Below are 20598 nucleotides of genomic sequence, written 5' to 3'. Positions count from 1 at the left end.
GGCACGATGGACAAGGTATTGAGTTTTCACCAAGGTCGCCTGCCGCTGCTGATCAGCATGCCGCACGCTGGCTTGCGTCTGACCGACGCCGTGCGCGACGGCCTGGTCGACCAGGCGCAAAGCTTGCCGGACACCGACTGGCACATCCCGCAGTTGTACGACTTTGCCCGTGACATGGGCGCCAGCGTGGTGGCCGCAGAGTACTCACGCTTCGTCATCGACCTGAACCGTCCGGAGGACGACAAGCCGCTGTACGTCGGCGCCACCACGGGCTTGTACCCGGCGACCTTGTTCGGCGGCGAACCCCTCTTCAAAGACGGGCTGGCGCCGTCTGGCGAAGAGCGCAAACGCTACCTGGAGCAAATCTGGCGCCCTTATCACACGACTATTCGTCGTGAACTGGATCGCTTGCGTGAGCAGTTTGGCTATGCGCTGCTGTGGGATGCCCATTCGATCCGTTCGCTGATCCCGCACCTGTTCGACGGCAAGTTACCGGACTTCAACCTGGGTACTTTCAACGGCGCCAGTTGCGATCCTGCACTGGCTGATCGGCTGCAGGGTGTGTGCGCCAAGGTGCAAGGTTACAACCATGTGCTTAATGGTCGGTTCAAAGGCGGTCACATCACCCGGCATTATGGCGACCCGGCCAACCATATCCATGCTGTGCAACTGGAGCTGGCGCAAAGCACCTATATGGAGGAAGTCGAGCCTTTTGCCTACCGGGAAGACTTGGCGCAACCGACGCAAGCGGTATTGAGGCAGCTACTGCAAGCGCTGCTGGCCTGGGGCGACGAGCGTTACAAGCGTTGAGTGGAGGCGGCGACGCTATCGGCGTCGCCAGGCACCGTGGGAGGCAGTTGCCGGAATTCTGCGCAAGGGTCAATTCGCGCCGTTCGAACGCGTCAGCAAGGACGGTGCTGAAAGCGCAATTCAGGTTTATGATGGCCCACGGCCGAATAATCCTCACACGGAGTGCGCAATGCAGACCCTCTACCCGCAGATCAAACCCTACGCCAGGCACGATCTGGCCGTGGAAGCGCCGCATGTGCTTTATGTCGACGAAAGCGGCTCGCCGGAAGGTCTGCCCGTGGTGTTCATCCACGGAGGCCCCGGTGCTGGCTGCGACGCCCAGAGCCGCTGCTACTTTGATCCCAACCTGTACCGCATCATCACCTTCGACCAGCGCGGCTGTGGCCGCTCCACGCCCCATGCGAGCCTGGAGAACAACACCACCTGGCACCTGGTCGAAGACCTGGAGCGCATTCGCGAACACCTTGGCATAGACAAGTGGGTGCTGTTCGGTGGTTCTTGGGGCTCGACCCTGGCCCTGGCCTACGCTCAGGCTCACCCCGAACGCGTGCACGGCCTGATCCTGCGCGGCATCTTCCTGTGCCGGCCGCAGGAAATCGAGTGGTTCTACCAGGAAGGCGCCAGCCGCCTGTTCCCCGACTACTGGCAGGACTACATCGCACCGATTCCACCGGAGGAACGCGGCGACCTGGTCAGGGCCTTCCACAAGCGCCTGACCGGTAACGACCAGATCGCCCAGATGCACGCCGCCAAGGCGTGGTCCACCTGGGAAGGCCGTACCGCCACCCTGCGCCCCAACCCGCTGGTGGTCGACCGCTTTTCCGAACCGCAGCGGGCGCTGTCGATCGCCCGCATCGAATGCCACTACTTCATGAACAACGCCTTCCTCGAACCGGACCAGCTGATCCGCGATCTGCCCAAAATCGCCCACCTGCCGGCGGTGATCGTGCATGGTCGCTACGATGTGATCTGCCCCTTGGACAACGCCTGGGCGTTGCACCAGGCCTGGCCGAACAGTGAGTTGAAAGTGATCCGTGACGCCGGTCACGCGGCTTCCGAGCCTGGCATCACCGATGCCTTGGTGCGTGCCGCCGACCAGATGGCCCGGCGCCTGCTCGATTTGCCTCTGGAAGAAGCATGAGGGGCCTGCTGCAGCGCGTGCGCGGTGCGCGGGTTGAAGTGGCGGGGGAGGTGGTCGGCGCCATCGACCAAGGGTTGCTGGTGCTGGTCGCGGTCGAGCCTGAAGATTCCCGTGAACAGGCCGATAAGCTGTTGCACAAGCTGCTGAACTACCGGGTGTTCAGTGACGAGCAGGGCAAGATGAACCTGTCGCTCAAGGATGTCGGGGGTGGCCTGCTACTGGTGTCACAGTTCACCTTGGCGGCCGACACCCGCAATGGCATGCGTCCAAGCTTCTCGACCGCAGCGCCACCGGCCCTCGGCGCCGAGTTGTTCGACTATCTTTTGCAACAGGCAAAAGCTCAGTACGCCGACGTAGCCAGCGGCCGTTTTGGTGCGGATATGCAGGTGCACCTGGTCAATGATGGCCCGGTAACATTTATGTTACAAATATGAGGTCAAAAAACCCGTTGTTCACAGGAAAACAAGGGGTTTTGTACGATAAATAGTTGCTCCAGCCTGATGCGTTGTCACGCAACCTGCTGGATAATCGCGCGCTGCATGGACCTGCGTTCGTAGGTCCGTTTCACTCTGACTCGAGCATTGTCTGGATCCGTTTGGGGATCATTACGCCCTCTCGGGGTCCGAACAGTGCTCGCCAACCCGGCATTTGTCGCTGGCCGTTGGTTTCATGATCTGTTTTCGGCGAGGGTTGCTCGTGATTGTTAGTCCCCAAAAAGCATCAAGAATCCCCAGCGTCGGGCTACGCAAGGCGCTGATGGCCAGTGTGGCTCTGGTCGGCCTGATGAGCGCGGGCCAGCTGTGGGCATTCAATCTTGACGATGTTGCTGCCAAGGCAAAGGATCTGGCCGGCCAGAAGTACGAAGCGCCAAAAAGCAACCTGCCGGCCGTGTTCCGCGACATGAAGTTCGCGGACTACCAGAAAATCCGTTTCCTGCAGGAAAAGGCCGAGTGGGCCAAGGACAAGACCCCGTTCAAGCTGTCGTTCTATCATCAGGGCATGCACTTCGACACCCCGGTGAAAATCAACGAGGTCACCGCCACCAAGGTCGAGGAAATCAAGTACGACCCGGACCGCTTCGAGTTCGGTGACGTGCCGCACGACCCGGAAACCACGAAAAACCTCGGTTATGCCGGTTTCCGCGTGCTGTACCCGATCAACAAGGCCGACAAGCAGGACGAGATCATGACCCTGCTTGGCGCCAGCTATTTCCGCGTAGTCGGCAAGGGCCACGTGTACGGCCTGTCTGCCCGTGGCCTGGCCATCGACACCGCCCTGCCGTCGGGCGAAGAATTCCCGCGCTTCACCGAGTTCTGGGTTGAAAAGCCCAAGCCAGCCGACAAGCACCTGGTGATCTACGCGCTGTTGGATTCGCCGCGCTCCACCGGCGCCTACAAGCTGACCCTGCGTCCAGGCAACGACACCGTGGTCGACGTGCAGTCCCGCGTGTTCCTGCGTGATCATGTCAGCCGCCTGGGCATTGCTCCGCTGACCAGCATGTACCTGTTCGGCCCCAACCAGCCGTCCAAGGTGCTCAACTACCGCCCGGCCCTGCACGACTCCGAAGGCCTGTCGATCCATGCCGGCAACGGCGAGTGGCTGTGGCGCCCGCTGAACAACCCGAAACACCTGGCCGTGAGTAACTTCAGCGTCGAGAACCCACGTGGTTTCGGCCTGATGCAGCGTCAGCGCGCCTTCAGTGACTACGAAGACCTCGACGACAACTACCAGAAGCGCCCAAGCGCCTGGATCGAGCCGAAGGGTGACTGGGGCAAGGGTAGCGTCGACCTGGTCGAAATCCCGACCGCCGACGAGACCAACGACAATATCGTGGCCTTCTGGAGCCCGGAGAAACTGCCGGAGCCAGGTAAGCCGTTCGAGTACGCCTACCGCCTGCACTGGACCATCGACGAGCCGAAGTTCCAGGCCCCTGATCTGGGCTGGGTCAAGCAGACCCTGCGTTCCACGGGTGACGTCAAGCAGTCCAACCTGATCCGCCAGCCAGATGGCAGCGTGGCATTCCTGGTCGACTTCGCCGGCCCGGCGCTTGCCGCCCTGCCGGAAGACGCCGCCGTGCGCAGCCAGATCAGCGTGGGCGACAACGCCGAGGTGGTCGAGAACAATCTGCGCTATAACCCTGAGACCAAGGGCTGGCGCCTGACCCTGCGCCTGAAGGTCAAGGAAGCCAACAAGTCGACCGAAATGCGCGCCGCACTGGTGCGTGATGTACCGGTCGAGCCTGCCAAGCCTGCCCAGGACGCCAAGCAGGACAAGGCCGCAGCCAAGCATGCCAAGGCCGAGAAAGCCGTCAAGGCTGAGCAATCTGCCAAGGCCGAACAACCTGCCGCCGATGCGGCGCCCACCAACGGGGCCCTGGCCACCACCGAGAAGGTGCTGACCGAGACCTGGAGCTATCAGTTGCCTGCCGATGAGTAACTCAAGCGCAAGGCCGGAATCGCTTGGCGAGTACCTGGCCCACCTACCACTGAGCGACGAGCAGCGGGCTGAGCTTGCCAGCTGCACCTCGTTCAGTGAGCTACACCAACGCTTGGCGGCCAACCCGGCCGCCAGCTCTGCCGAGGCCGTGCAGGCCTCGGTGGGCCCGCGCCTGACCGTGGGCAGCGCCGCCGAGCTGGAAGAAGCCGAAATGCTCGGCGTCGACGGCAGCGGCCGCCTGTGCCTGAAGATCGCCCCGCCGATCAAACGCACCAAGGTCGTGCCCGAGCCATGGCGCACCAATGTGCTGATCCGCATGTGGCGACGCATGACCGGCCGCCCCAATGCCCCGCAGCCGCCCAAGCGCGAGCTGCCGCCGGCCCGCTGGCGCACGGTCGGCTCTATCCGCCGTTACATTCTGCTGGCGCTGATGATCGGCCAGACCATCGTCGCTGGCTGGTACATGAAAGGCATCCTGCCGTACCAGGGCTGGTCGTTCGTGGACTTTGACGAAATCGTCAACCAGCCGCTGTGGGACACGGTGGTGCAGGTGTGGCCGTATGCCCTGCAAACTTCCATCCTGATCCTCTTCGGCATCCTGTTCTGCTGGGTGTCGGCGGGCTTCTGGACCGCGCTGATGGGCTTCCTCGAGCTGCTCACCGGGCGTGACAAATACAAGATTTCCGGTAGCAGCGCAGGCAACGAGCCGATCGCGCCCGAGGCGCGTACCGCGCTGGTGATGCCGATCTGCAACGAAGACGTGCCGCGGGTGTTCGCCGGCCTGCGCGCAACGTTCGAGTCGGTGGCCGCCAGCGGCAACCTCGACCGGTTCGACTTCTTTGTGCTCAGCGACACCAACGACACCGACATTGCCGTGGCCGAGCAACAGGCCTGGCTGGATGTGTGCCGTGAAACCAAAGGCTTTGGCCGCATCTTCTACCGCCGCCGTCGGCGCCGTGTGAAGCGCAAGAGCGGTAACCTCGACGACTTCTGCCGTCGCTGGGGTGGCGAGTACAAGTACATGGTCGTGCTCGACGCCGACAGCGTCATGAGCGGCGAGTGCCTGAGCAGCCTGGTGCGCCTGATGGAGGCCAACCCGGACGCCGGCATCATCCAGACCGGGCCGAAAGCCTCGGGCATGGACACCCTGTATGCACGCATGCAGCAGTTCGCTACCCGCGTGTACGGCCCACTGTTCACTGCCGGTCTGCACTTCTGGCAGTTGGGTGAGTCGCACTACTGGGGCCACAACGCGATCATCCGCATGAAGCCGTTCATCGAGCACTGCGCCCTGGCGCCGTTGCCGGGCAAAGGCGCGTTCGCCGGTGCCATCCTTTCCCACGACTTCGTCGAAGCTGCGCTGATGCGCCGTGCCGGCTGGGGTGTGTGGATTGCCTACGACTTGCCGGGCAGCTACGAAGAACTGCCGCCAAACCTGCTTGACGAGCTCAAGCGCGACCGCCGCTGGTGCCACGGCAACCTGATGAACTTCCGCCTGTTCCTGGTCAAGGGCATGCACCCGGTTCACCGTGCGGTGTTCCTTACCGGGGTGATGTCTTACCTGTCGGCGCCGCTGTGGTTCCTGTTCCTGGTGCTGTCGACCGCGCTGCTGGCAACCAACACGCTGATGGAGCCACAGTATTTCATCGAGCCGTACCAGCTTTACCCGCTGTGGCCGCAGTGGCACCCGGAGAAGGCTGTGGCGCTGTTCTCCACCACCATTGTGCTGCTGTTCCTGCCCAAGCTGCTCAGCGTCATCCTGATCTGGGCCAAGGGCGCCGTCGAGTACGGTGGACGCGTCAAGGTCACCTTGTCGATGCTGATGGAGATGCTGTTCTCCATGTTGCTGGCACCGGTACGCATGATCTTCCACACCCGCTTCGTGCTGGCCGCATTCCTCGGCTGGGCTGCGACCTGGAACTCGCCGCAGCGTGACGACGACTCCACGCCGTGGGGCGAAGCGGTGCGCCGGCATGGCCCGCAGACGCTGCTGGGCATTGCCTGGGCCGCACTGGTGGCGTGGTTGAACCCGAGCTTCCTGTGGTGGCTGGCGCCTATCGTCGGTTCGCTGGTGCTGTCGATCCCGGTATCGGTGATTTCCAGCCGCACCCGCCTGGGCCTGGCGGCCAAGGACGAGAAGCTGTTCCTTATCCCAGAGGAATACGCCACGCCACAAGAGCTGTTGGCTACCGACCAGTACACCCACGAAAACCGCTGGCATGCCCTGCATGATGGCTTCGTGCGGGCCGTGGTCGACCCGCGGCAGAATGCCCTGGCCTGTGCCATGGCCACTGCCCGCCATGGCCAGGCGGCACCGATCGAAGCGTTGCGTGCCGAGCGCGTTGCCAAGGCGATTGAAGTCGGGCCGAAAGGCCTGGACCTCAATACTCGCCTGGCTCTGCTCAGCGACCCGGTGGCACTGAGCCGCCTGCACGAGCAGGTGTGGGCCGAGCACAATGCGGCATGGATCGATGTGTGGCGTGCGTCGATCAACAATGACCCGCATTCGCCGCTGTTGCCGTTGCACCCTGAAAACGCAGGCCAACCGAGCCTCGTCGGCGCTTGATCGGGTCTGTTCGCGGCGGTTCGGCGCCCCGATGAACCCGCCCTACGGGGCGCATGACCGGGCCTCTTCGCGGGTGAACCCGCTCCTACCAGGGATACACATGCCCTTGTAGGAGCGGGTTCACCCGCGAAGCTTTTTGGCCTAACCCCCTCATTTTGGCCAACAAAGTCCCCCTGCGGCTCTAGGTCCACGGGCCGCCATGCGTTAGCATCCCTCTCCGATACGACGCTTCGGCCAGTACGGCCGTGCCAACACAATAAGATTCGCTACTTTTCTTGCTAGGGGACTTGGTGATGATCAAGAAATACCTTTCGCGACTGCTGGTCGGTGTGACCGCCCTGGTCGCCGTGACCGCGGCCCAGGCGGGCGCCATCGACGACGCGGTCAAGCGTGGCACCCTGCGGGTGGGCATGGACCCGACTTACATGCCGTTCCAGATGACCAACAAACGTGGCGAGATCATCGGCTTCGAAGTCGATATCCTCAAAGCCATGGCCAAGTCCATGGGCGTGAAGTTCGAGGCAGTGTCCACCGCCTATGACGGCATCATCCCGGCCCTGCTGACCGACAAGTTCGACATGATCGGCAGCGGCATGACCCTGACCCAGGAGCGCAACCTGCGCCTGAACTTCAGCGAACCCTTCATCGTGGTTGGCCAGACCCTGCTGATCCGCAAGGAGCTGGCTGGCGAGATCAAGTCGTACAAGGACCTGAACAACGAGAAGTACCGCCTGACCTCCAAGCTTGGCACCACCGGCGAAATGGTCTCCAAGAAGCTGATCAGCAAAGCCAAGTACCACGGCTACGACAACGAACAGGAAGCCGTCATGGACGTGGTCAACGGCAAGGCCGACGCCTTTGTCTATGACGCGCCGTACAACGTGGTGGCGGTGGATAAAGCCGGTGCAGGCAAGCTGCTGTTCCTCGACGAGCCCTTCACCTACGAGCCGCTGGCCTTCGGCCTGAAGAAAGGCGACTACGACAGCATCAACTTCATCAACAACTTCCTGCACCAGATCAAGCACGACGGGACCTACGATCGTATTCACGACAAGTGGTTCAAGAACAAGGACTGGCTGAAGGAAATGGAATAAGGCTCAGGCCACAAGCCCGGCTTTATGACCCCGACGCGCAGGCAAACCCTGCGCGTTCGCATTTACGGAAGTACCCCACGTGATCAAACACAAGAAAGCCCAGTGGCCTTGGCATGGGTTGACTGCCCTGGTCCTGGTAGGCCTGGCGCTCAGCCTTTACATGGCCACCTCGATGATTTCCTACGAGTGGCGCTGGAACCGCGTACCGCAGTACTTCGCCTACAAGGCCGAGGAAACACAACGCGCTGCCGGCTACGGCACTGTGCAGGAAATCGTCATTTCCGGTGACAACGCCCGCGTCACGCTGAAGGACGAAAGTGGTGCCGAGCAAGTGCTCGATGTGGACAAGGACAGCCTGCAACTGAGCCGCGGCGACGATGTTGCCGAAGGCGACCAGATCGGGGTAACCCGCCATTGGGCCGCGGGCCCGCTGGCATGGGGCCTGTGGACCACCTTGTGGATCTCGGTGGTGTCCGGGGCGCTGGGCCTGGTGATCGGCCTGTTCGCCGGATTGTGCCGGTTGTCGAACAACCCGACCCTGCGCGACCTGTCGACCGTGTATGTCGAGCTGGTGCGCGGCACGCCGCTGCTGGTGCAAATCTTCATCTTCTACTTCTTCATCGGCACCGTGCTCAACCTGTCCCGCGAGTTTGCCGGGGTAGCGGCGCTGGCATTGTTCACCGGTGCTTACGTGGCCGAGATCGTCCGTGCAGGCGTGCAGTCGATCGCCAAAGGTCAGAACGAGGCTGCCCGGTCGCTGGGCCTGAACGCTGGCCAGTCGATGCGCCATGTGATCTTGCCGCAGGCCTTCAAGCGCGTGCTTCCGCCCCTGGCCGGCCAGTTCATCAGCCTGGTCAAGGACACCTCGCTGGTGTCGGTGATCGCCATCACCGAACTGACCAAGAGTGGCCGTGAGGCTATCACCACCTCGTTCTCTACTTTCGAGATCTGGTTCTGCGTGGCAGGCCTGTACCTGCTGATCAACCTGCCGCTGTCGCACATCGCCAGCCGGCTCGAGCGGAGGCTTGCGCAAAGTGATTGAAGTCCGTGACCTGCTGAAAGTCTTCGACACCCGTGGCCAGGTGGTAAGGGCTGTGGATAACGTCACCACTCAGGTCGCCAAGGGCGAAGTGGTGGTCGTGCTCGGCCCGTCGGGGTCGGGCAAGTCGACATTCCTGCGCTGCCTCAACGGCCTGGAGCATTTCGACCAAGGCCATGTGGCCATCGACGGCTTGCAACTGGCCGACCCCAAGACCGACATCAATGCCTACCGCCGCGAAGTCGGCATGGTGTTCCAGCACTTCAACCTGTTTCCGCACATGACTGTGCTGGAAAACCTGTGCCTGGCGCAGAAGGTGGTGCGCAAGCGCAACAAGGCTGACCGCGAAGCCAAGGCCCGGGCGTTGCTGGAGAAGGTGGGTATTTCGCAGAAGGCCAACGAGTACCCGTCGCGCTTGTCTGGCGGCCAGCAACAGCGGGTGGCGATTGCCCGGGCCCTGGCGATGGACCCGAAAGTGATGCTGTTCGACGAGCCGACCTCGGCGCTCGACCCGGAAATGGTCGGTGAGGTGCTGGACGTGATGAAGACCCTGGCCCAGGAAGGCATGACCATGGTCTGCGTCACCCATGAAATGGGCTTTGCCCGCGAAGTGGCTGACCGCGTGCTGTTCTTCGACCATGGCAAGCTGCTGGAAGATTCGGCCCCGGCCGCATTCTTCGCTGCGCCGAAAGACCCGCGTGCGCAGGCATTCCTGCGCCAGGTGCTGTAACCGCGCGGGCTTCTTCGCGGGCAAGCCCGCTCCTGCATGTCCACCACTGCCTTGATGGGGGTGATGTACCTGTGTGAGCGGGCTTGCCCGCGAAGAGGGCGAGGCGAAGTCAGATGCTGAACCGCCCAACCATCCCCCGCAATTGCTGCCCCAACTGCTCCAGCTCTCCACTCGAGGCTGCCGTCTGCTCACTGGCCGCGCTGGTCTGATCCGAAACATCCCGCACATTGATCACACTTCGGTTGATCTGCTCGGCCACCACGCTCTGTTCCTCACTGGCGGTGGCGATCTGCTGGTTCATGCCCTGAATGCTCGATACCGTGTCGGTGATCTGGCTCAATGCGTGCCCGGCCCTGCGGCTCAGCTCCACGCTTTGTTCGGTCAGGCTCTTGCTGCTGTCCAGCAAGCGGGTCACTTCGTCGGTACCGTTGTGCAGGCTGTCGATCAGTTGGCCGATCTCCTCGGTCGCCGTCGACGTGCGCTGGGCCAGGCCACGCACCTCATCGGCCACCACGGCAAAGCCGCGCCCGGCCTCACCGGCCCGTGCGGCTTCGATCGCTGCGTTCAACGCCAGCAGATTGGTCTGTTCGGACACCGACTTGATCACATCGAGAATGCTGCCAATCCTTTGGCTCTCGCCTGCCAGGTGCTGCATGGCCGCCAGGCAATGGTCCATCTGCCCGGCCAGTTGTTCGATACGGCCGATGGCTTCGGAGACTACCTGGTCACCCACCTGCGCCTGCTGGTCAGCGTTGGTCGCGGCCAGGGAGGCTTGCTCGGCGTTCTGTGCCACTTCCTGCACGGTGGCGCTCATCTGGTTCATGGCAGTCGCAACCTGGTCGGTTTCCTCGCGCTGCTGATTGATGCGCAGCTTGGTGTCTTCGCTACTGGCCGCCAACTGCGTGGCGGCCTGTGACAGCTGGCCGACACCCTGATCAATGCCGCCGATCAGGTCGCGCAGGCTCAAGGTCATCTCGCGCATGCTGGTTTGCAGCTGGCCCATTTCGTCGCGACGTTGCACGGTGTCGACCTGGCTCAGGTCCCCCTTGGCGATGCGGGCGGCCACAGCCAGCGTCTGGCGCAACGGCTGGGTGATCTGCAAGGTGATCAGCCAGGCGGCCAGCGCCCCTACAACCATTGCCAGCAGCGCCACACTGGTCAGCAGCGACCGGGCGGCCAGGGCCTCTCTGTCGCGTTGTTCGACTTTGCGTTTGCCCAGGTCGAGGCTCACCGTTCGCAGCTCATTGCCCATGATTTCCATGTTGTTCTGCAACTGCTCGACGCGTACGGCGGCGCGGCGGTACTGATCCAGGCTGGTGCGGTACTTGCTCAGCTCGACACCGGGTTGCTCACTGATGGCGCGTGGCAAGCCCAGGGGCGCAAGGCCTTCAAGCAGTTGCGCAAGGCTACTGTCGGCGGCGTTCAGGGCGTTATCACCGACTTTGGCAAAATCCTCGACCGGGACGAAGGTGTAGGCTGGAACCAGGCTTTGCTGGTTGGCACCTTCGACATGCCGGCTGAGGGTGTCCATCAGGCCCAGCACACCACTTTGCTGACTGTCGTCAGGCATTTTCAGCAAGGCCTGGGTCTGCAGTTGGTCAATCGCCTCGCTGAGTGCATGCTCCTGTGACTGCAGGGCTTCACGCAGGGCTACACGGCTGGCGACGCTGCGCTGCAGTTCGCTGAAGTTGTCGCGCAGACGCTGTAACAATGCCATTTTTTCTGTCAGCAACTGCCGTGACTCATCGACATTGCTGCGTTGCTGCAGGGTGGTCAGCATGCTGTTGAGCTGGTCGAGGATGTTGCTGATGCGTGCTTTGCTGGCATCGTCGTTGAGCACGCGGTAGGTGATGCGTTCCGCGCGCAGGTCTTTTGTCAGGTCGTTGATCAGGCCTATTTCGCTGAGTTGCTGTGAGCGCACGATGGCACCATCCAGGGCACGCCAGCCGCTGATGGTGGTGGCCAGGGTGAGCAGCAGGACCACGGCAAAGCCGAGGGCCAGCTTGGCGGCGACACTGATGTTGCCGAGCTTGCGGTTGAGGGAGCCAAGCATGGGGAATCTCCGAGCGAGTGAGAGAAAGGATGCAGGCGCATGGCTGGCATCACATCTCTGCCCATCGGCAGCGGAGCTGTAGGACTTGACCTGATAATCAAGTAGGAAAATTCGCCGCGAACAGTAGGATATATTTCGTCCTGTGCCGGTCTCTTCGCGGCGGCAATGGTGAACGGCGGGTGGAGATTGGCCAGCCGGCTTGGCCCATTAGCGGGTTTACCCGCGAAGAGGCCCGACCGGGCGACCGCTAGTTCAGATCACAGCCTGAACCGCCCAACCAACCCTTGCAAATGGGTACCCAACCGCGCCAGTTCCACGCTGGAGCTGGCCGTCTCCTCACTGGCCGCCGAGGTCTGGTCGGAAATATCACGCACATTCATCACGCTGCGGTTGATTTCTTCGGCCACCGCCGTCTGCTCCTCGGCCGCCGTGGCAATCTGCTGGTTCATCGCCTGGATCGACGACACCGTGCGGGTGATGGTTTCCAGCGAGCTGCCGGCGCGGCGGGTCAGCTCTACGCTGCTGTCGGTCAGTTGGCGGCTGTTGTCCATCACGCTGGCCACCCGTTGGGTGCCGCTTTGCAGGCCGGCAATCAACTCTTCGATCTCTTCGGTCGACTGCTGTGTGCGCTGGGCCAAGCTGCGCACTTCGTCGGCAACCACGGCAAAGCCACGCCCGGCCTCACCGGCGCGGGCGGCTTCGATTGCCGCGTTGAGGGCCAGAAGGTTGGTTTGCTGGGCCACCGATTTGATTACGTCGAGTACGCTGCCGATCTTGTCGCTTTCGGTCTTGAGCAGGTTCATCGCTTCGCTGGAGTTGACCACTTCGCTGGCCAGGCGCTCGATCTGTGCCACTGCCTCGCCCACCACGCGATCACCCTCGCGGGCCTGCTGGTCGGCCATCAAGGCGGCTTCCGAAGCCTGTTCGGCATTGCGTGCCACTTCGTGCACGGTGGCAGTCATCTGGTTCATCGCAGTCGCCACCTGGTCGGTTTCGACCTTCTGATTGTTGACCCCGGCGCTGGTCTGTTCTGTCACCGCCGACAGCTCCTCGGCAGCGCTGGCGATCTGCGTCACGCCATCGCCAATGCCGCCGATCAGTTCACGCAAACCTTGGGTCATGCGATGCATGCTGGCCTGCAATTGGCCCAGTTCGTCGCGGCGTTGTACCTGCAGGCTCTGGGTCAGGTCTCCACTGGCCACACGCTCTGCGGCGCGCAGTGTTTGGCGCAGCGGAATGATGATCTGCCGGGTAATGGCCCAGGCGGCCAGCAGGCCAAGGGCCAGTGCCAGCACGGTGGCAACCGTGAGCAGTGTTTTGGCCTGCGCGGCAGCGGCATCGCGCACCTCGGTTTGCGAAGCGGTCATCATCTCGCTGGCCTGCAGCAGTACCGTGCCTTGTTCAACCATGCGTTGCAGCGCTTGCTCGCTGGCGAGCTGGGCATTGCCGAACTGGGTGACCGCATCGCGGTAGCCGCCCATGGCTGTGGCGGCATCATCCAGGCTGGCAGCATGTTCGGCTGGCACTTTGGCCGGCAGTGCACGCAGCTCGGCCAAGGCCTGGTCGATGGCCTTCAGTGCCGTTTGCTGGTAATCGGCATTGCCGCTGTAGGTGTAGCCACGCACCTGGAAACGCGCTTGTTGCAGCAGGGCGCTGACGTCCACCGCGTGCTGGTACTGGTTGATGTTTGCGCCTTGCAGCAGGCTACGCTGTACGCGGCCTATCAAATCCACGGCCTTATCGGCGCTGCTACCCAGTACATCACGGCTGGCTTCGCGGCGTTGGTCGGCCTGCTTCAGCTCGTTGAATGCCTGCTGGTAGATGCGCACTGCCTCGCGTTGCTGTTCGAGGCGTTGGTGATCGGCGGGTTGTTCGATCTGGCCAAGCATCAGCTGCACCTGGCGGTCGAGGTTGCTCAGGGCTTTTTCCAGTTCTGCCAGCGAAGCGTCGTCGCGGCGGCGATCGTACTGCTGGCGGGCGATGCGCAATTCCTGGGTGTATTGCTGGATAACCGAGATGTTTCCCAGTTTGTCGCCACGGTCGATGATGCTGTCCATGCCGTGCCAGCCGGTCAGGGTAATCGCCAAGGTCAACAGAAGCACCAGGCCGAAACCCAGCCCCAGTTTGCGATTGACGCTCACATTGCCCAGCGATTGGGCTAACCATTGATACATGTTCGACTCCCCGGCGGCTTGGCAGCACAAATAATTGTATTGTTGCCAAGGCCATCGGCCCGGGAGGGGGAAACTTGATGGGCGAAGAAGGGGTGTTTGTGTCAGAAAATACGCGAAAGCAGCGCGGTGACGGCGGTCTCCACCCGCAAGATGCGATCACCCAGCTGTACCGGCGCCAGGCCTGCCTTGCCCAGCAGGTCGACCTCGTAGGGGATCCAGCCACCCTCAGGGCCGATGGCCAGGGTAACGGCTTGTTCTACGGCGCGCGGACAGGCTGGGTAAGGGCCGGGGTGGCCGACCAGGCCCAGGGTGCCAGCGGCGATGGTGGGCAGGCGGTCTTCGACAAAAGGCTTGAAGCGCTTTTCGATGATCACCTCGGGCAGCACGGTGTCACGCGCCTGTTCCAGGCCCAGGATCAGGTTCTCGCGAATGGTGTCGGGCTGCAGAAAGGGCGTTTGCCAGAAGCTTTTCTCGACCTTGTAGCTGTTCAGCAGGATCAGCCGCGGCACGCCCAGCGTGGCTACGGTCTGGAACAGCCGTCGCAGCATTTTGGGGCGAGGCACCGCCAGCACCAGGGTCAGCGGCAGCTTGGCCGGTGGCTGCTGGTCGAAGGCCACTTCAAGTTCGGCTTCGTGCTTTTCCAGGCGCAGCACCGTGGCCCTGCCCATCAGGCCGTTGATACGGCCCACGCGCAGGTTGTCGCCCACTGCCACGCGGTGGATTTCCTGCATATGGGTGAAGCGCCGATCAGCAAGAACGACGCGGTTGGCCGAGACGAAGTCGGCCTCTTCAAGAAGCAACAGGTTCACGGTTGGGTCGCTGGTGGCTGGTCGTTATGGTCGTCGGCGGTTTCGTCGTGGGCGCTGCGCTTGCGGATCAGGCTGCCGCACAGCACGCCGATCTCGAACAGCAGCCACATGGGCACGGCCAGCAGGGTCTGGGAGAAGATGTCCGGTGGGGTGAGGACCATGCCGACCACGAAGCAGCCGATGATCACATACGGGCGGACTTTCTTCAGGTACTTCACGTCGACCACGCCGATCCACACCAGCAGCACCACCGCCACTGGGATTTCGAAGGCCACGCCAAAGGCGAAGAACAGCGTCATCACGAAGTCGAGGTAGCTTGCGATGTCGGTCATCATCGAAACGCCTTCTGGTGTAGCGCTGGCGAAGAAACCGAAGATCAGCGGGAATACCAGGAAATAGGCGAATGCCATACCGGCATAGAACAGGAAGATGCTCGACACCAACAGTGGAATGGCGATGCGCTTTTCATGGCGGTACAGCCCTGGCGCGATAAACCCCCAGATCTGCTGAAGGATGAACGGGATGGCCAGGAACAGCGAGACGATCATGGTCAGCTTGAACGGCGTGAGGAACGGCGAGGCCACATCGGTGGCGATCATCGTTGCATTGGCCGGCAAGTGCTCGCGCAGTGGCGCGGAAACCAGTGTGTAGATCTGCTGGGCGAAGGAGAACAGCCCGGCAAAGATCAGGAAAATGACGGCAACGCAGCGCAGCAGGCGGGTGCGCAGTTCGGTCAGGTGCGAAACCAGCGGCATTGGCTGGTCGTGTTCCGGGTTCTCGCTCATGGGGCTCGCGGCGGTTGAGGCGGTTCAGACGGTGCGGCCGGGGCAGCGGGTGCTTCGACCGGCTTGGCTTCGAGCCCGGCAGGTGGCTGCACGCTGGCCGTGGTGACCGGCGGCTGCGCGGGTGGCGTCATTGGGTTGAGGATACGCTTGGCTTCCTCTTCCATCTGCAGGATGTGCTCGTTATGCAGTTGGCGGCGGATGTCGTCGGCGCCTATTTCGCGCTCCACTTCCATCTTGATGCTGTTGAAGCTGCGTTTGAGCCGGCCGATCCACAGCCCTGCCGTGCGCGCGGCACCCGGCAGGCGCTCGGGGCCGAGCACCAGCAGGGCGACCAGGCCGACGAGCAGCAGCTCGCTGAAACTCATGCCGAACATGGGTCAGTCTTTCCGCTGCGGCTCTTGGACCGGGTGGGCCTGGCCTTCGATGGTGTGGCCTTGCTGCGGCTGCGCGGTGTTTTGCACCGGTGGCACAGGCTGGGCAGGCGGCGGAGTCTGCTCGGCCGGCTTGGTCTCTTCTTCGTTCATGGCCTTGCGGAAGCCCTTGATCGACTCGCCCAGGTCGCTGCCGAAGTTCTTCAGCTTCTTGGTGCCGAACACCAGGACCACGACGACCAGCAGGACGATCCAGTGTTTCCAGTCAAAGATACCCATTTCGTACTCCTGAAAATTGTGTGTACAGCATATCGATGCGGCAACCCGGCGCCTGTGGGAGCGGGCGTCCCCGATAAAACATCAGGCAGATGGCTGGCGTGCGGCCTTTTCATCATGCCCGGAAAGCCCGAAGCGGCGTTCCAGTTCATCCAGCACGGCTTGCGGATGCTGGCCCAGCGCGCTGAGCATCACCAGGCTATGAAACCACAGGTCGGCGGTTTCGTAGATGACATCGCTGTAATCCTTGCTGATCTGGGCATCCTTGGCCGCAATGATCGTTTCGACCGACTCTTCGCCGAGCTTTTCAAGGATCTTGTTCAGGCCCTTGTGGTACAGGCTGGCCACGTAAGAGCTGTCAGGCGCCGCTTGCTTGCGTTCTTCAAGCACTTCGGCCAGGCGGTTGAGGGTGTCGCTCATGTCAGTGTCCTGCGCTGTAGATGGCATCCGGGTCCTTCAGGACCGGGTCGACGATTTTCCACTGGCCGTCTTCATAGACGCGGTAGAAGCAGCTTTCACGACCGGTATGGCAGGCGATATGGCCCAGTTGCTCGACCATCAGGATGATCACGTCGGCGTCACAGTCCAGGCGCAACTCATGCAGTTTTTGCACATGCCCGGACTCCTCGCCTTTACGCCACAGCTTGCCACGCGAACGCGACCAGTAGATGGCACGCTGCTCGGCGGCGGTCAGGGCCAGCGATTCACGGTTCATCCAGGCCATCATCAGCACGCGTCCGGTCTTGTGGTCCTGGGCGATCGCCGGTACCAGGCCATCGCTGTTCCACTTGATCTCGTCCAGCCAGTCTTTCATCGTCGACTCCAAAGCGGGCCCGCTCCTGTGCCGGGCCCTTTGCGCTAGTGTGCCAGCCACAGGCGCGGCTGGCTATTGGCGCACGATCAGGTAAAGGCCCGCAGCCAGCATCAGCCACGCGGGCCAGGCGGCCGGGGCGGCCAGGCTGGCGGTTTCGGCAGCGCCTGCGGCCAAGACTGCGCCACCGCCGAGCAGGCCGGCGCCCAGCAGGCGCAGCGCCCAGCGGTCGCCCTGGCGGCGCCGTTCCGGCAATTGTGGATCGTGCAGGTGAGGCTGCGACAGGCGTTCGAGCAGGTCGCGGGTCATGCCGGCCAGGTGCGGCAGTTGCTCTACCTGGCTGTGCAGGTTGCCGAACACGGCCTTGGGGCTATAGCGGTCGCGCATCCAGCGTTCGAGGTACGGCTTGGCGGTGCTCCACAGGTCCAGGTCGGGGTACAGCTGACGGCCCAGGCCTTCGATGTTGAGCAGGGTTTTCTGCAGCAATACCAGCTGTGGCTGCACTTCCATGTTGAAGCGTCGTGCAGTCTGGAACAGGCGCATCAGCACCTGCCCGAAGGAAATATCTTTTAACGGTTTCTCGAAGATCGGCTCGCACACGGTGCGAATCGCTGCTTCGAACTCGTTGACCTTGGTGTTTGCCGGCACCCAGCCCGAGTCGATGTGCAACTGGGCGACGCGGCGGTAGTCACGCTTGAAGAACGCAAACAGGTTGCGCGCCAGGTAGTCCTGGTCCTCGGCGGTGAGGCTGCCGACGATGCCGCAGTCGATGGCAATGTACTGCGGGCTCCACGGTTTGACCGTGCTGACGAAGATGTTGCCGGGGTGCATGTCGGCATGGAAGAAGCTGTCGCGGAACACCTGGGTGAAGAACACTTCCACGCCGCGCTCGGCCAGCAGCTTCATGTCGGTGCGCTGGTCGGCCAAGGTGGCCATGTCGGTCACCGGTACGCCGTAGATGCGCTCCATCACCAGCACCTTGGGGCGGCACAGGTCCCAGTACACCTGGGGCACGTACATCAGCTCGGAGTCTTCGAAGTTGCGCCGCAGCTGGCTGGCGTTGGCAGCCTCGCGCAGCAGGTCGAGCTCGTCGTAGATGGTTTTTTCGTAGTCGCCGACGATTTCCACCGGGTGCAGCCGACGGGCATCCGCCGAGGCGCGTTCGGCGGCCTTGGCGATCAGGAACAGCCAGGCCAGGTCCTGGGCGATGACCGGCTTCAGGCCCGGGCGCACCACCTTGACCACCACCTCTTCGCCGGTTTTAAGACGTGCGGCGTGCACCTGGGCCACCGAGGCCGAGGCCAGAGGCTCGACGTCGAAGCGGCTGAACACCTCGCCGACCTTCGCACCGAGCTGTTCCTCGATCAAGGCCACGGCTTGTGTCGGGTCGAACGGTGGCACACGGTCCTGCAACAGCATCAGCTCGTCGGCGATGTCGGGGGGCAGGAGATCGCGGCGGGTGGACAGCAGCTGGCCGAACTTGATGAAGATCGGCCCCAGGTCTTGCAGTGCCAGGCGCAGGCGCGCGCCACGGCTGAGTTCGGTGGGCTTGCGTGGCAGCCAGCGCCACGGCATCAACAGGCGCAGGCTGGCCAGCCACCAGGGCAGCAAGGGCTGATCGAACAGCAGGTCATCGAGGCGGTAGCGGATCACCACACGCTGGATGCGAAAAAGACGTCGGACGGCGAGCAGCTTCATGCGTTATCGCTGGTATCAAGGGATCGGGACAGGCGCTTGAGGCGCGCTTCGAGGCGTTCTGTATCAAGCTTCAAGGCATCGAGCTCGCTGAAGGCGGCTTCGGCCTCGCGCTTGCCGACCAGGGTACGGGATTCTTCGGCCAGGTATTCGGACAGGTTCTGGCTGAAACGTGCCAGGCCTTGGCGAGTCCAGCGAGCGCGCAGGCGGATATGGCCGGCCAGCATTGCCGTGGCGACCGGGCCAAGCCAGCGTTGCAGCTCGTGCTCCCAGTCCAGCTCCAGGTCCTGCAGCACACCGAACAGGTCGAGCAGTACGGCGCTGTCGCCGTGCAGCTCGACCTGCGGGCTGTGCAGCACAGCGGTCTTGTCCTTGACCAAGGCCAGTTGCGCCAGGCTACCGGCGGGGGCGCGCAGGCGGCAGTCGACCTCGCCCTGCCAATGGGCGGCGAGCATCAGGCCCTCTTCATCGGGCAGGATGAACACCTGCAGGGCCGGTTGGCGGCAGTCGATCTCGATGACCTTGCCTTCCAGCGCGGCCAGCCGCGGCAGGGCCGTGCTGTCCAGGCGCAGGACGCGGTTCAGGCCATGTTCGACGCTGGCGAGCAGCCCGGCCAGCAACATCAGGGCTTGATCCCCCGGTGCACGGCAACGATGCCGCTGGTCATGTTGTGGTAGGTGACGCGGTCGAAGCCGGCCTCGACCATCATGCTCTTCAGGGTTTCCTGGTCCGGGTGCATGCGGATCGACTCGGCGAGGTAACGGTAGCTCTCGGCGTCATTGGTGATCAGCTTGCCAGCCAGCGGCATGAAGGCGAACGAGTAGGCGTCGTAGGCCTTGGACATCAGCTTGTTGGTCGGCTTGGAGAACTCCAGGATCAACAGGCGGCCACCGGGCTTGAGCACGCGCAGCATCGAACGGATGGCGGCGTCCTTGTGGGTGACGTTGCGCAGGCCGAAAGCGATGGTCACGCAGTCGAAGTGGTTGTCCGGGAACGGCAGCTTTTCAGCGTCGGCCTGGACGAACTCGATGTTGCCGGCCACGCCACGGTCAAGCAGGCGGTCACGGCCAACCTTGAGCATCGAATCGTTGATGTCGGCCAGCACCACCTGCCCGGTCGGCCCGACAAGACGCGAGAACTTGGCCGCCAGGTCACCGGTACCGCCGGCGATGTCCAGCACGCGGTTGCCGCTGCGCACGCCCGACAGCTCGATGGTAAAGCGCTTCCACAGGCGGTGCATGCCGCCGGAAAGCACGTCGTTCATCAGGTCGTACTTGGCTGCTACCGAGTGGAACACTTCGGCGACTTTCTTCGCTTTCTGGCTTTCAGGCACGTCCTGGTAGCCGAAATGGGTGGTGGGTTCGGCGTGGTCGCCTTTGCGCTGGTCGTTCATATCGCTTCACCGGAAAAAATTACCGCCATTCTAGGGCGAACGGGCGGATTTGTCTTGGCGGGGTGTGCCAGTGGGCAGGGGCGGGCATAATGCTCATTATGTCTACATCTTCAGGAACGCCCGCATGACCCAGATCAGCGTCGAACGCAAACACTCCCTCGGCCGTGATGCCGCCCGCGCCAAGGCCGAAGCGCTGGTCGACAAGCTCAGCCGTGAGTACGACCTCAAGGCCACCTGGAACGGTGACCGGGTGGACGTTGCGCGCAGTGGCGCCAATGGCAGTGTGCACATTGGCGACGACAGCATCCGTGTCGAATTGAAGCTGGGCATGATGCTGTCGATGATGAGCGGCACCATCAAGGGTGAGATCGAGCGGGCGCTGGACAAGGCCCTGGCCTGAGCCAGAGCCGCTCTC

20 protein-coding genes and 2 pseudogenes are annotated in these 20598 nt (G+C 62.8%); 9 read left to right on the top strand and 13 right to left on the bottom strand.

Going from position 1 to position 20598, the window contains the following annotated elements; genetic code table 11:
* Positions 1-6 precede the first annotated feature (6 nt).
* The 8 genes from hutG (at position 7) to LU682_RS27335 (ending at position 9816) form a co-directional block, all read left to right on the top strand.
* Entirely contained in the window at positions 7-810 is an 804-nt protein-coding gene (gene hutG / locus LU682_RS27370) for an N-formylglutamate deformylase (protein ID WP_010955586.1), read from the top strand.
* Between the two features lie 169 nt (positions 811-979).
* Positions 980-1951, top strand: coding sequence for a prolyl aminopeptidase (gene pip / locus LU682_RS27365; RefSeq protein ID WP_003249260.1), 972 nt, complete (start codon positions 980-982; stop codon positions 1949-1951).
* Positions 1948-2385 carry a D-aminoacyl-tRNA deacylase gene (gene dtd, locus LU682_RS27360; protein WP_003249262.1) on the top strand — a complete coding sequence of 146 codons (438 nt, stop codon included), beginning with the start codon at positions 1948-1950 and terminating at the stop codon, positions 2383-2385. Before pip ends, dtd begins: the two co-directional genes overlap by 4 nt.
* Positions 2386-2647: 262 nt before the next feature.
* Positions 2648-4387 carry a glucan biosynthesis protein G gene (locus LU682_RS27355; RefSeq protein WP_202814911.1) on the top strand — a complete coding sequence of 580 codons (1740 nt, stop codon included), beginning with the start codon at positions 2648-2650 and terminating at the stop codon, positions 4385-4387.
* Positions 4380-6953 (top strand): glucans biosynthesis glucosyltransferase MdoH, encoded by a 2574-nt coding sequence (gene mdoH, locus LU682_RS27350; protein WP_010955584.1) that lies wholly within the window; start codon positions 4380-4382, stop codon positions 6951-6953. Before LU682_RS27355 ends, mdoH begins: the two co-directional genes overlap by 8 nt.
* A gap of 296 nt (positions 6954-7249) precedes the next feature.
* Positions 7250-8047 (top strand): transporter substrate-binding domain-containing protein, encoded by a 798-nt coding sequence (locus LU682_RS27345; protein WP_026031986.1) that lies wholly within the window; start codon positions 7250-7252, stop codon positions 8045-8047.
* A gap of 79 nt (positions 8048-8126) precedes the next feature.
* A complete protein-coding gene (locus tag LU682_RS27340; RefSeq protein ID WP_010955582.1) occupies positions 8127-9089 on the top strand; it encodes an amino acid ABC transporter permease in 963 nt (320 codons plus the stop codon).
* A complete protein-coding gene (locus tag LU682_RS27335) occupies positions 9082-9816 on the top strand; it encodes an amino acid ABC transporter ATP-binding protein (protein WP_010955581.1) in 735 nt (244 codons plus the stop codon). Before LU682_RS27340 ends, LU682_RS27335 begins: the two co-directional genes overlap by 8 nt.
* 109 nt (positions 9817-9925) lie before the next feature.
* On the opposite strand, the gene LU682_RS30135 is transcribed toward LU682_RS27335, so the two are convergent.
* The 13 genes and pseudogenes from LU682_RS30135 to ubiE all read right to left on the bottom strand — a co-directional run bounded on the left by LU682_RS30135 (position 9926) and on the right by ubiE (position 20183).
* On the bottom strand, positions 9926-10630 hold the full coding sequence (locus tag LU682_RS30135) for a methyl-accepting chemotaxis protein (RefSeq protein ID WP_371321098.1): 705 nt from the start codon (positions 10628-10630) through the stop codon (positions 9926-9928).
* Positions 10631-10828: 198 nt separating this feature from the next.
* Positions 10829-11869, bottom strand: a pseudogene (locus LU682_RS30130) (methyl-accepting chemotaxis protein); the annotation flags it as partial.
* A 257-nt stretch (positions 11870-12126) separates the two neighbouring features.
* Positions 12127-12831 (bottom strand): methyl-accepting chemotaxis protein, encoded by a 705-nt coding sequence (locus LU682_RS30125; protein ID WP_371321097.1) that lies wholly within the window; start codon positions 12829-12831, stop codon positions 12127-12129.
* Positions 12832-13029: 198 nt separating this feature from the next.
* Positions 13030-13926, bottom strand: a pseudogene (locus LU682_RS30120) (methyl-accepting chemotaxis protein); the annotation flags it as partial.
* A gap of 218 nt (positions 13927-14144) precedes the next feature.
* Positions 14145-14852 carry a 16S rRNA (uracil(1498)-N(3))-methyltransferase gene (locus LU682_RS27320; RefSeq protein WP_010955578.1) on the bottom strand — a complete coding sequence of 236 codons (708 nt, stop codon included), beginning with the start codon at positions 14850-14852 and terminating at the stop codon, positions 14145-14147.
* Positions 14849-15637, bottom strand: a complete 789-nt coding sequence (gene tatC, locus LU682_RS27315; RefSeq protein ID WP_010955577.1) for a twin-arginine translocase subunit TatC — start codon at positions 15635-15637, stop codon at positions 14849-14851. The genes LU682_RS27320 and tatC overlap by 4 nt, the downstream gene beginning before the upstream one ends.
* A complete protein-coding gene (gene tatB / locus LU682_RS27310) occupies positions 15634-16011 on the bottom strand; it encodes a Sec-independent protein translocase protein TatB (protein ID WP_010955576.1) in 378 nt (125 codons plus the stop codon). The genes tatC and tatB overlap by 4 nt, the downstream gene beginning before the upstream one ends.
* Positions 16012-16014: 3 nt before the next feature.
* Positions 16015-16287 (bottom strand): twin-arginine translocase TatA/TatE family subunit, encoded by a 273-nt coding sequence (locus LU682_RS27305; RefSeq protein WP_010955575.1) that lies wholly within the window; start codon positions 16285-16287, stop codon positions 16015-16017.
* An 81-nt stretch (positions 16288-16368) separates the two neighbouring features.
* A complete protein-coding gene (locus LU682_RS27300) occupies positions 16369-16704 on the bottom strand; it encodes a phosphoribosyl-ATP diphosphatase (protein ID WP_003249283.1) in 336 nt (111 codons plus the stop codon).
* Position 16705: 1 nt separating this feature from the next.
* A complete protein-coding gene (hisI, locus tag LU682_RS27295) occupies positions 16706-17098 on the bottom strand; it encodes a phosphoribosyl-AMP cyclohydrolase (protein ID WP_003249284.1) in 393 nt (130 codons plus the stop codon).
* Between the two features lie 72 nt (positions 17099-17170).
* Positions 17171-18793: a ubiquinone biosynthesis regulatory protein kinase UbiB gene (gene ubiB, locus LU682_RS27290; protein WP_049587492.1), complete on the bottom strand. Its 1623-nt coding sequence runs from the start codon at positions 18791-18793 to the stop codon at positions 17171-17173.
* Entirely contained in the window at positions 18790-19413 is a 624-nt protein-coding gene (locus tag LU682_RS27285) for a ubiquinone biosynthesis accessory factor UbiJ (protein WP_010955574.1), read from the bottom strand. Before LU682_RS27285 ends, ubiB begins: the two co-directional genes overlap by 4 nt.
* Positions 19413-20183: a bifunctional demethylmenaquinone methyltransferase/2-methoxy-6-polyprenyl-1,4-benzoquinol methylase UbiE gene (gene ubiE / locus LU682_RS27280; RefSeq protein WP_004576729.1), complete on the bottom strand. Its 771-nt coding sequence runs from the start codon at positions 20181-20183 to the stop codon at positions 19413-19415. Before ubiE ends, LU682_RS27285 begins: the two co-directional genes overlap by 1 nt.
* A gap of 124 nt (positions 20184-20307) precedes the next feature.
* On the opposite strand from ubiE, the gene LU682_RS27275 reads away from it, so the two are divergent.
* A complete protein-coding gene (locus tag LU682_RS27275; RefSeq protein WP_003249289.1) occupies positions 20308-20583 on the top strand; it encodes a polyhydroxyalkanoic acid system family protein in 276 nt (91 codons plus the stop codon).
* Positions 20584-20598: the final 15 nt, after the last annotated feature.

It is taken from the genome of Pseudomonas alloputida (assembly GCF_021283545.2).
Lineage (GTDB): Bacteria > Pseudomonadota > Gammaproteobacteria > Pseudomonadales > Pseudomonadaceae > Aquipseudomonas > Aquipseudomonas alloputida.
The sequence above is the reverse complement of the archived record's forward strand: the minus strand, read 5'-3'. Positions and strand labels throughout refer to the sequence as shown.

Coding starts and splice junctions, on each gene's coding strand:
- hutG (WP_010955586.1), top strand. CDS start 7: ATGGACAAGGTATTGAGTTTTCACCAAGGTCGCCTGCCGCTGCTGATC.
- pip (WP_003249260.1), top strand. CDS start 980: ATGCAGACCCTCTACCCGCAGATCAAACCCTACGCCAGGCACGATCTG.
- dtd (WP_003249262.1), top strand. CDS start 1,948: ATGAGGGGCCTGCTGCAGCGCGTGCGCGGTGCGCGGGTTGAAGTGGCG.
- mdoH (WP_010955584.1), top strand. CDS start 4,380: ATGAGTAACTCAAGCGCAAGGCCGGAATCGCTTGGCGAGTACCTGGCC.
- LU682_RS30135 (WP_371321098.1), bottom strand. CDS start 10,630: ATGAGCGCCACCGTGCAGGAAGTGGCACAGAACGCCGAGCAAGCCTCC.
- LU682_RS30125 (WP_371321097.1), bottom strand. CDS start 12,831: ATGACTGCCACCGTGCACGAAGTGGCACGCAATGCCGAACAGGCTTCG.
- tatC (WP_010955577.1), bottom strand. CDS start 15,637: ATGAGCGAGAACCCGGAACACGACCAGCCAATGCCGCTGGTTTCGCAC.
- tatB (WP_010955576.1), bottom strand. CDS start 16,011: ATGTTCGGCATGAGTTTCAGCGAGCTGCTGCTCGTCGGCCTGGTCGCC.
- LU682_RS27305 (WP_010955575.1), bottom strand. CDS start 16,287: ATGGGTATCTTTGACTGGAAACACTGGATCGTCCTGCTGGTCGTCGTG.
- LU682_RS27300 (WP_003249283.1), bottom strand. CDS start 16,704: ATGAGCGACACCCTCAACCGCCTGGCCGAAGTGCTTGAAGAACGCAAG.
- hisI (WP_003249284.1), bottom strand. CDS start 17,098: ATGAAAGACTGGCTGGACGAGATCAAGTGGAACAGCGATGGCCTGGTA.
- ubiB (WP_049587492.1), bottom strand. CDS start 18,793: ATGAAGCTGCTCGCCGTCCGACGTCTTTTTCGCATCCAGCGTGTGGTG.
- LU682_RS27285 (WP_010955574.1), bottom strand. CDS start 19,413: ATGTTGCTGGCCGGGCTGCTCGCCAGCGTCGAACATGGCCTGAACCGC.
- ubiE (WP_004576729.1), bottom strand. CDS start 20,183: ATGAACGACCAGCGCAAAGGCGACCACGCCGAACCCACCACCCATTTC.
- LU682_RS27275 (WP_003249289.1), top strand. CDS start 20,308: ATGACCCAGATCAGCGTCGAACGCAAACACTCCCTCGGCCGTGATGCC.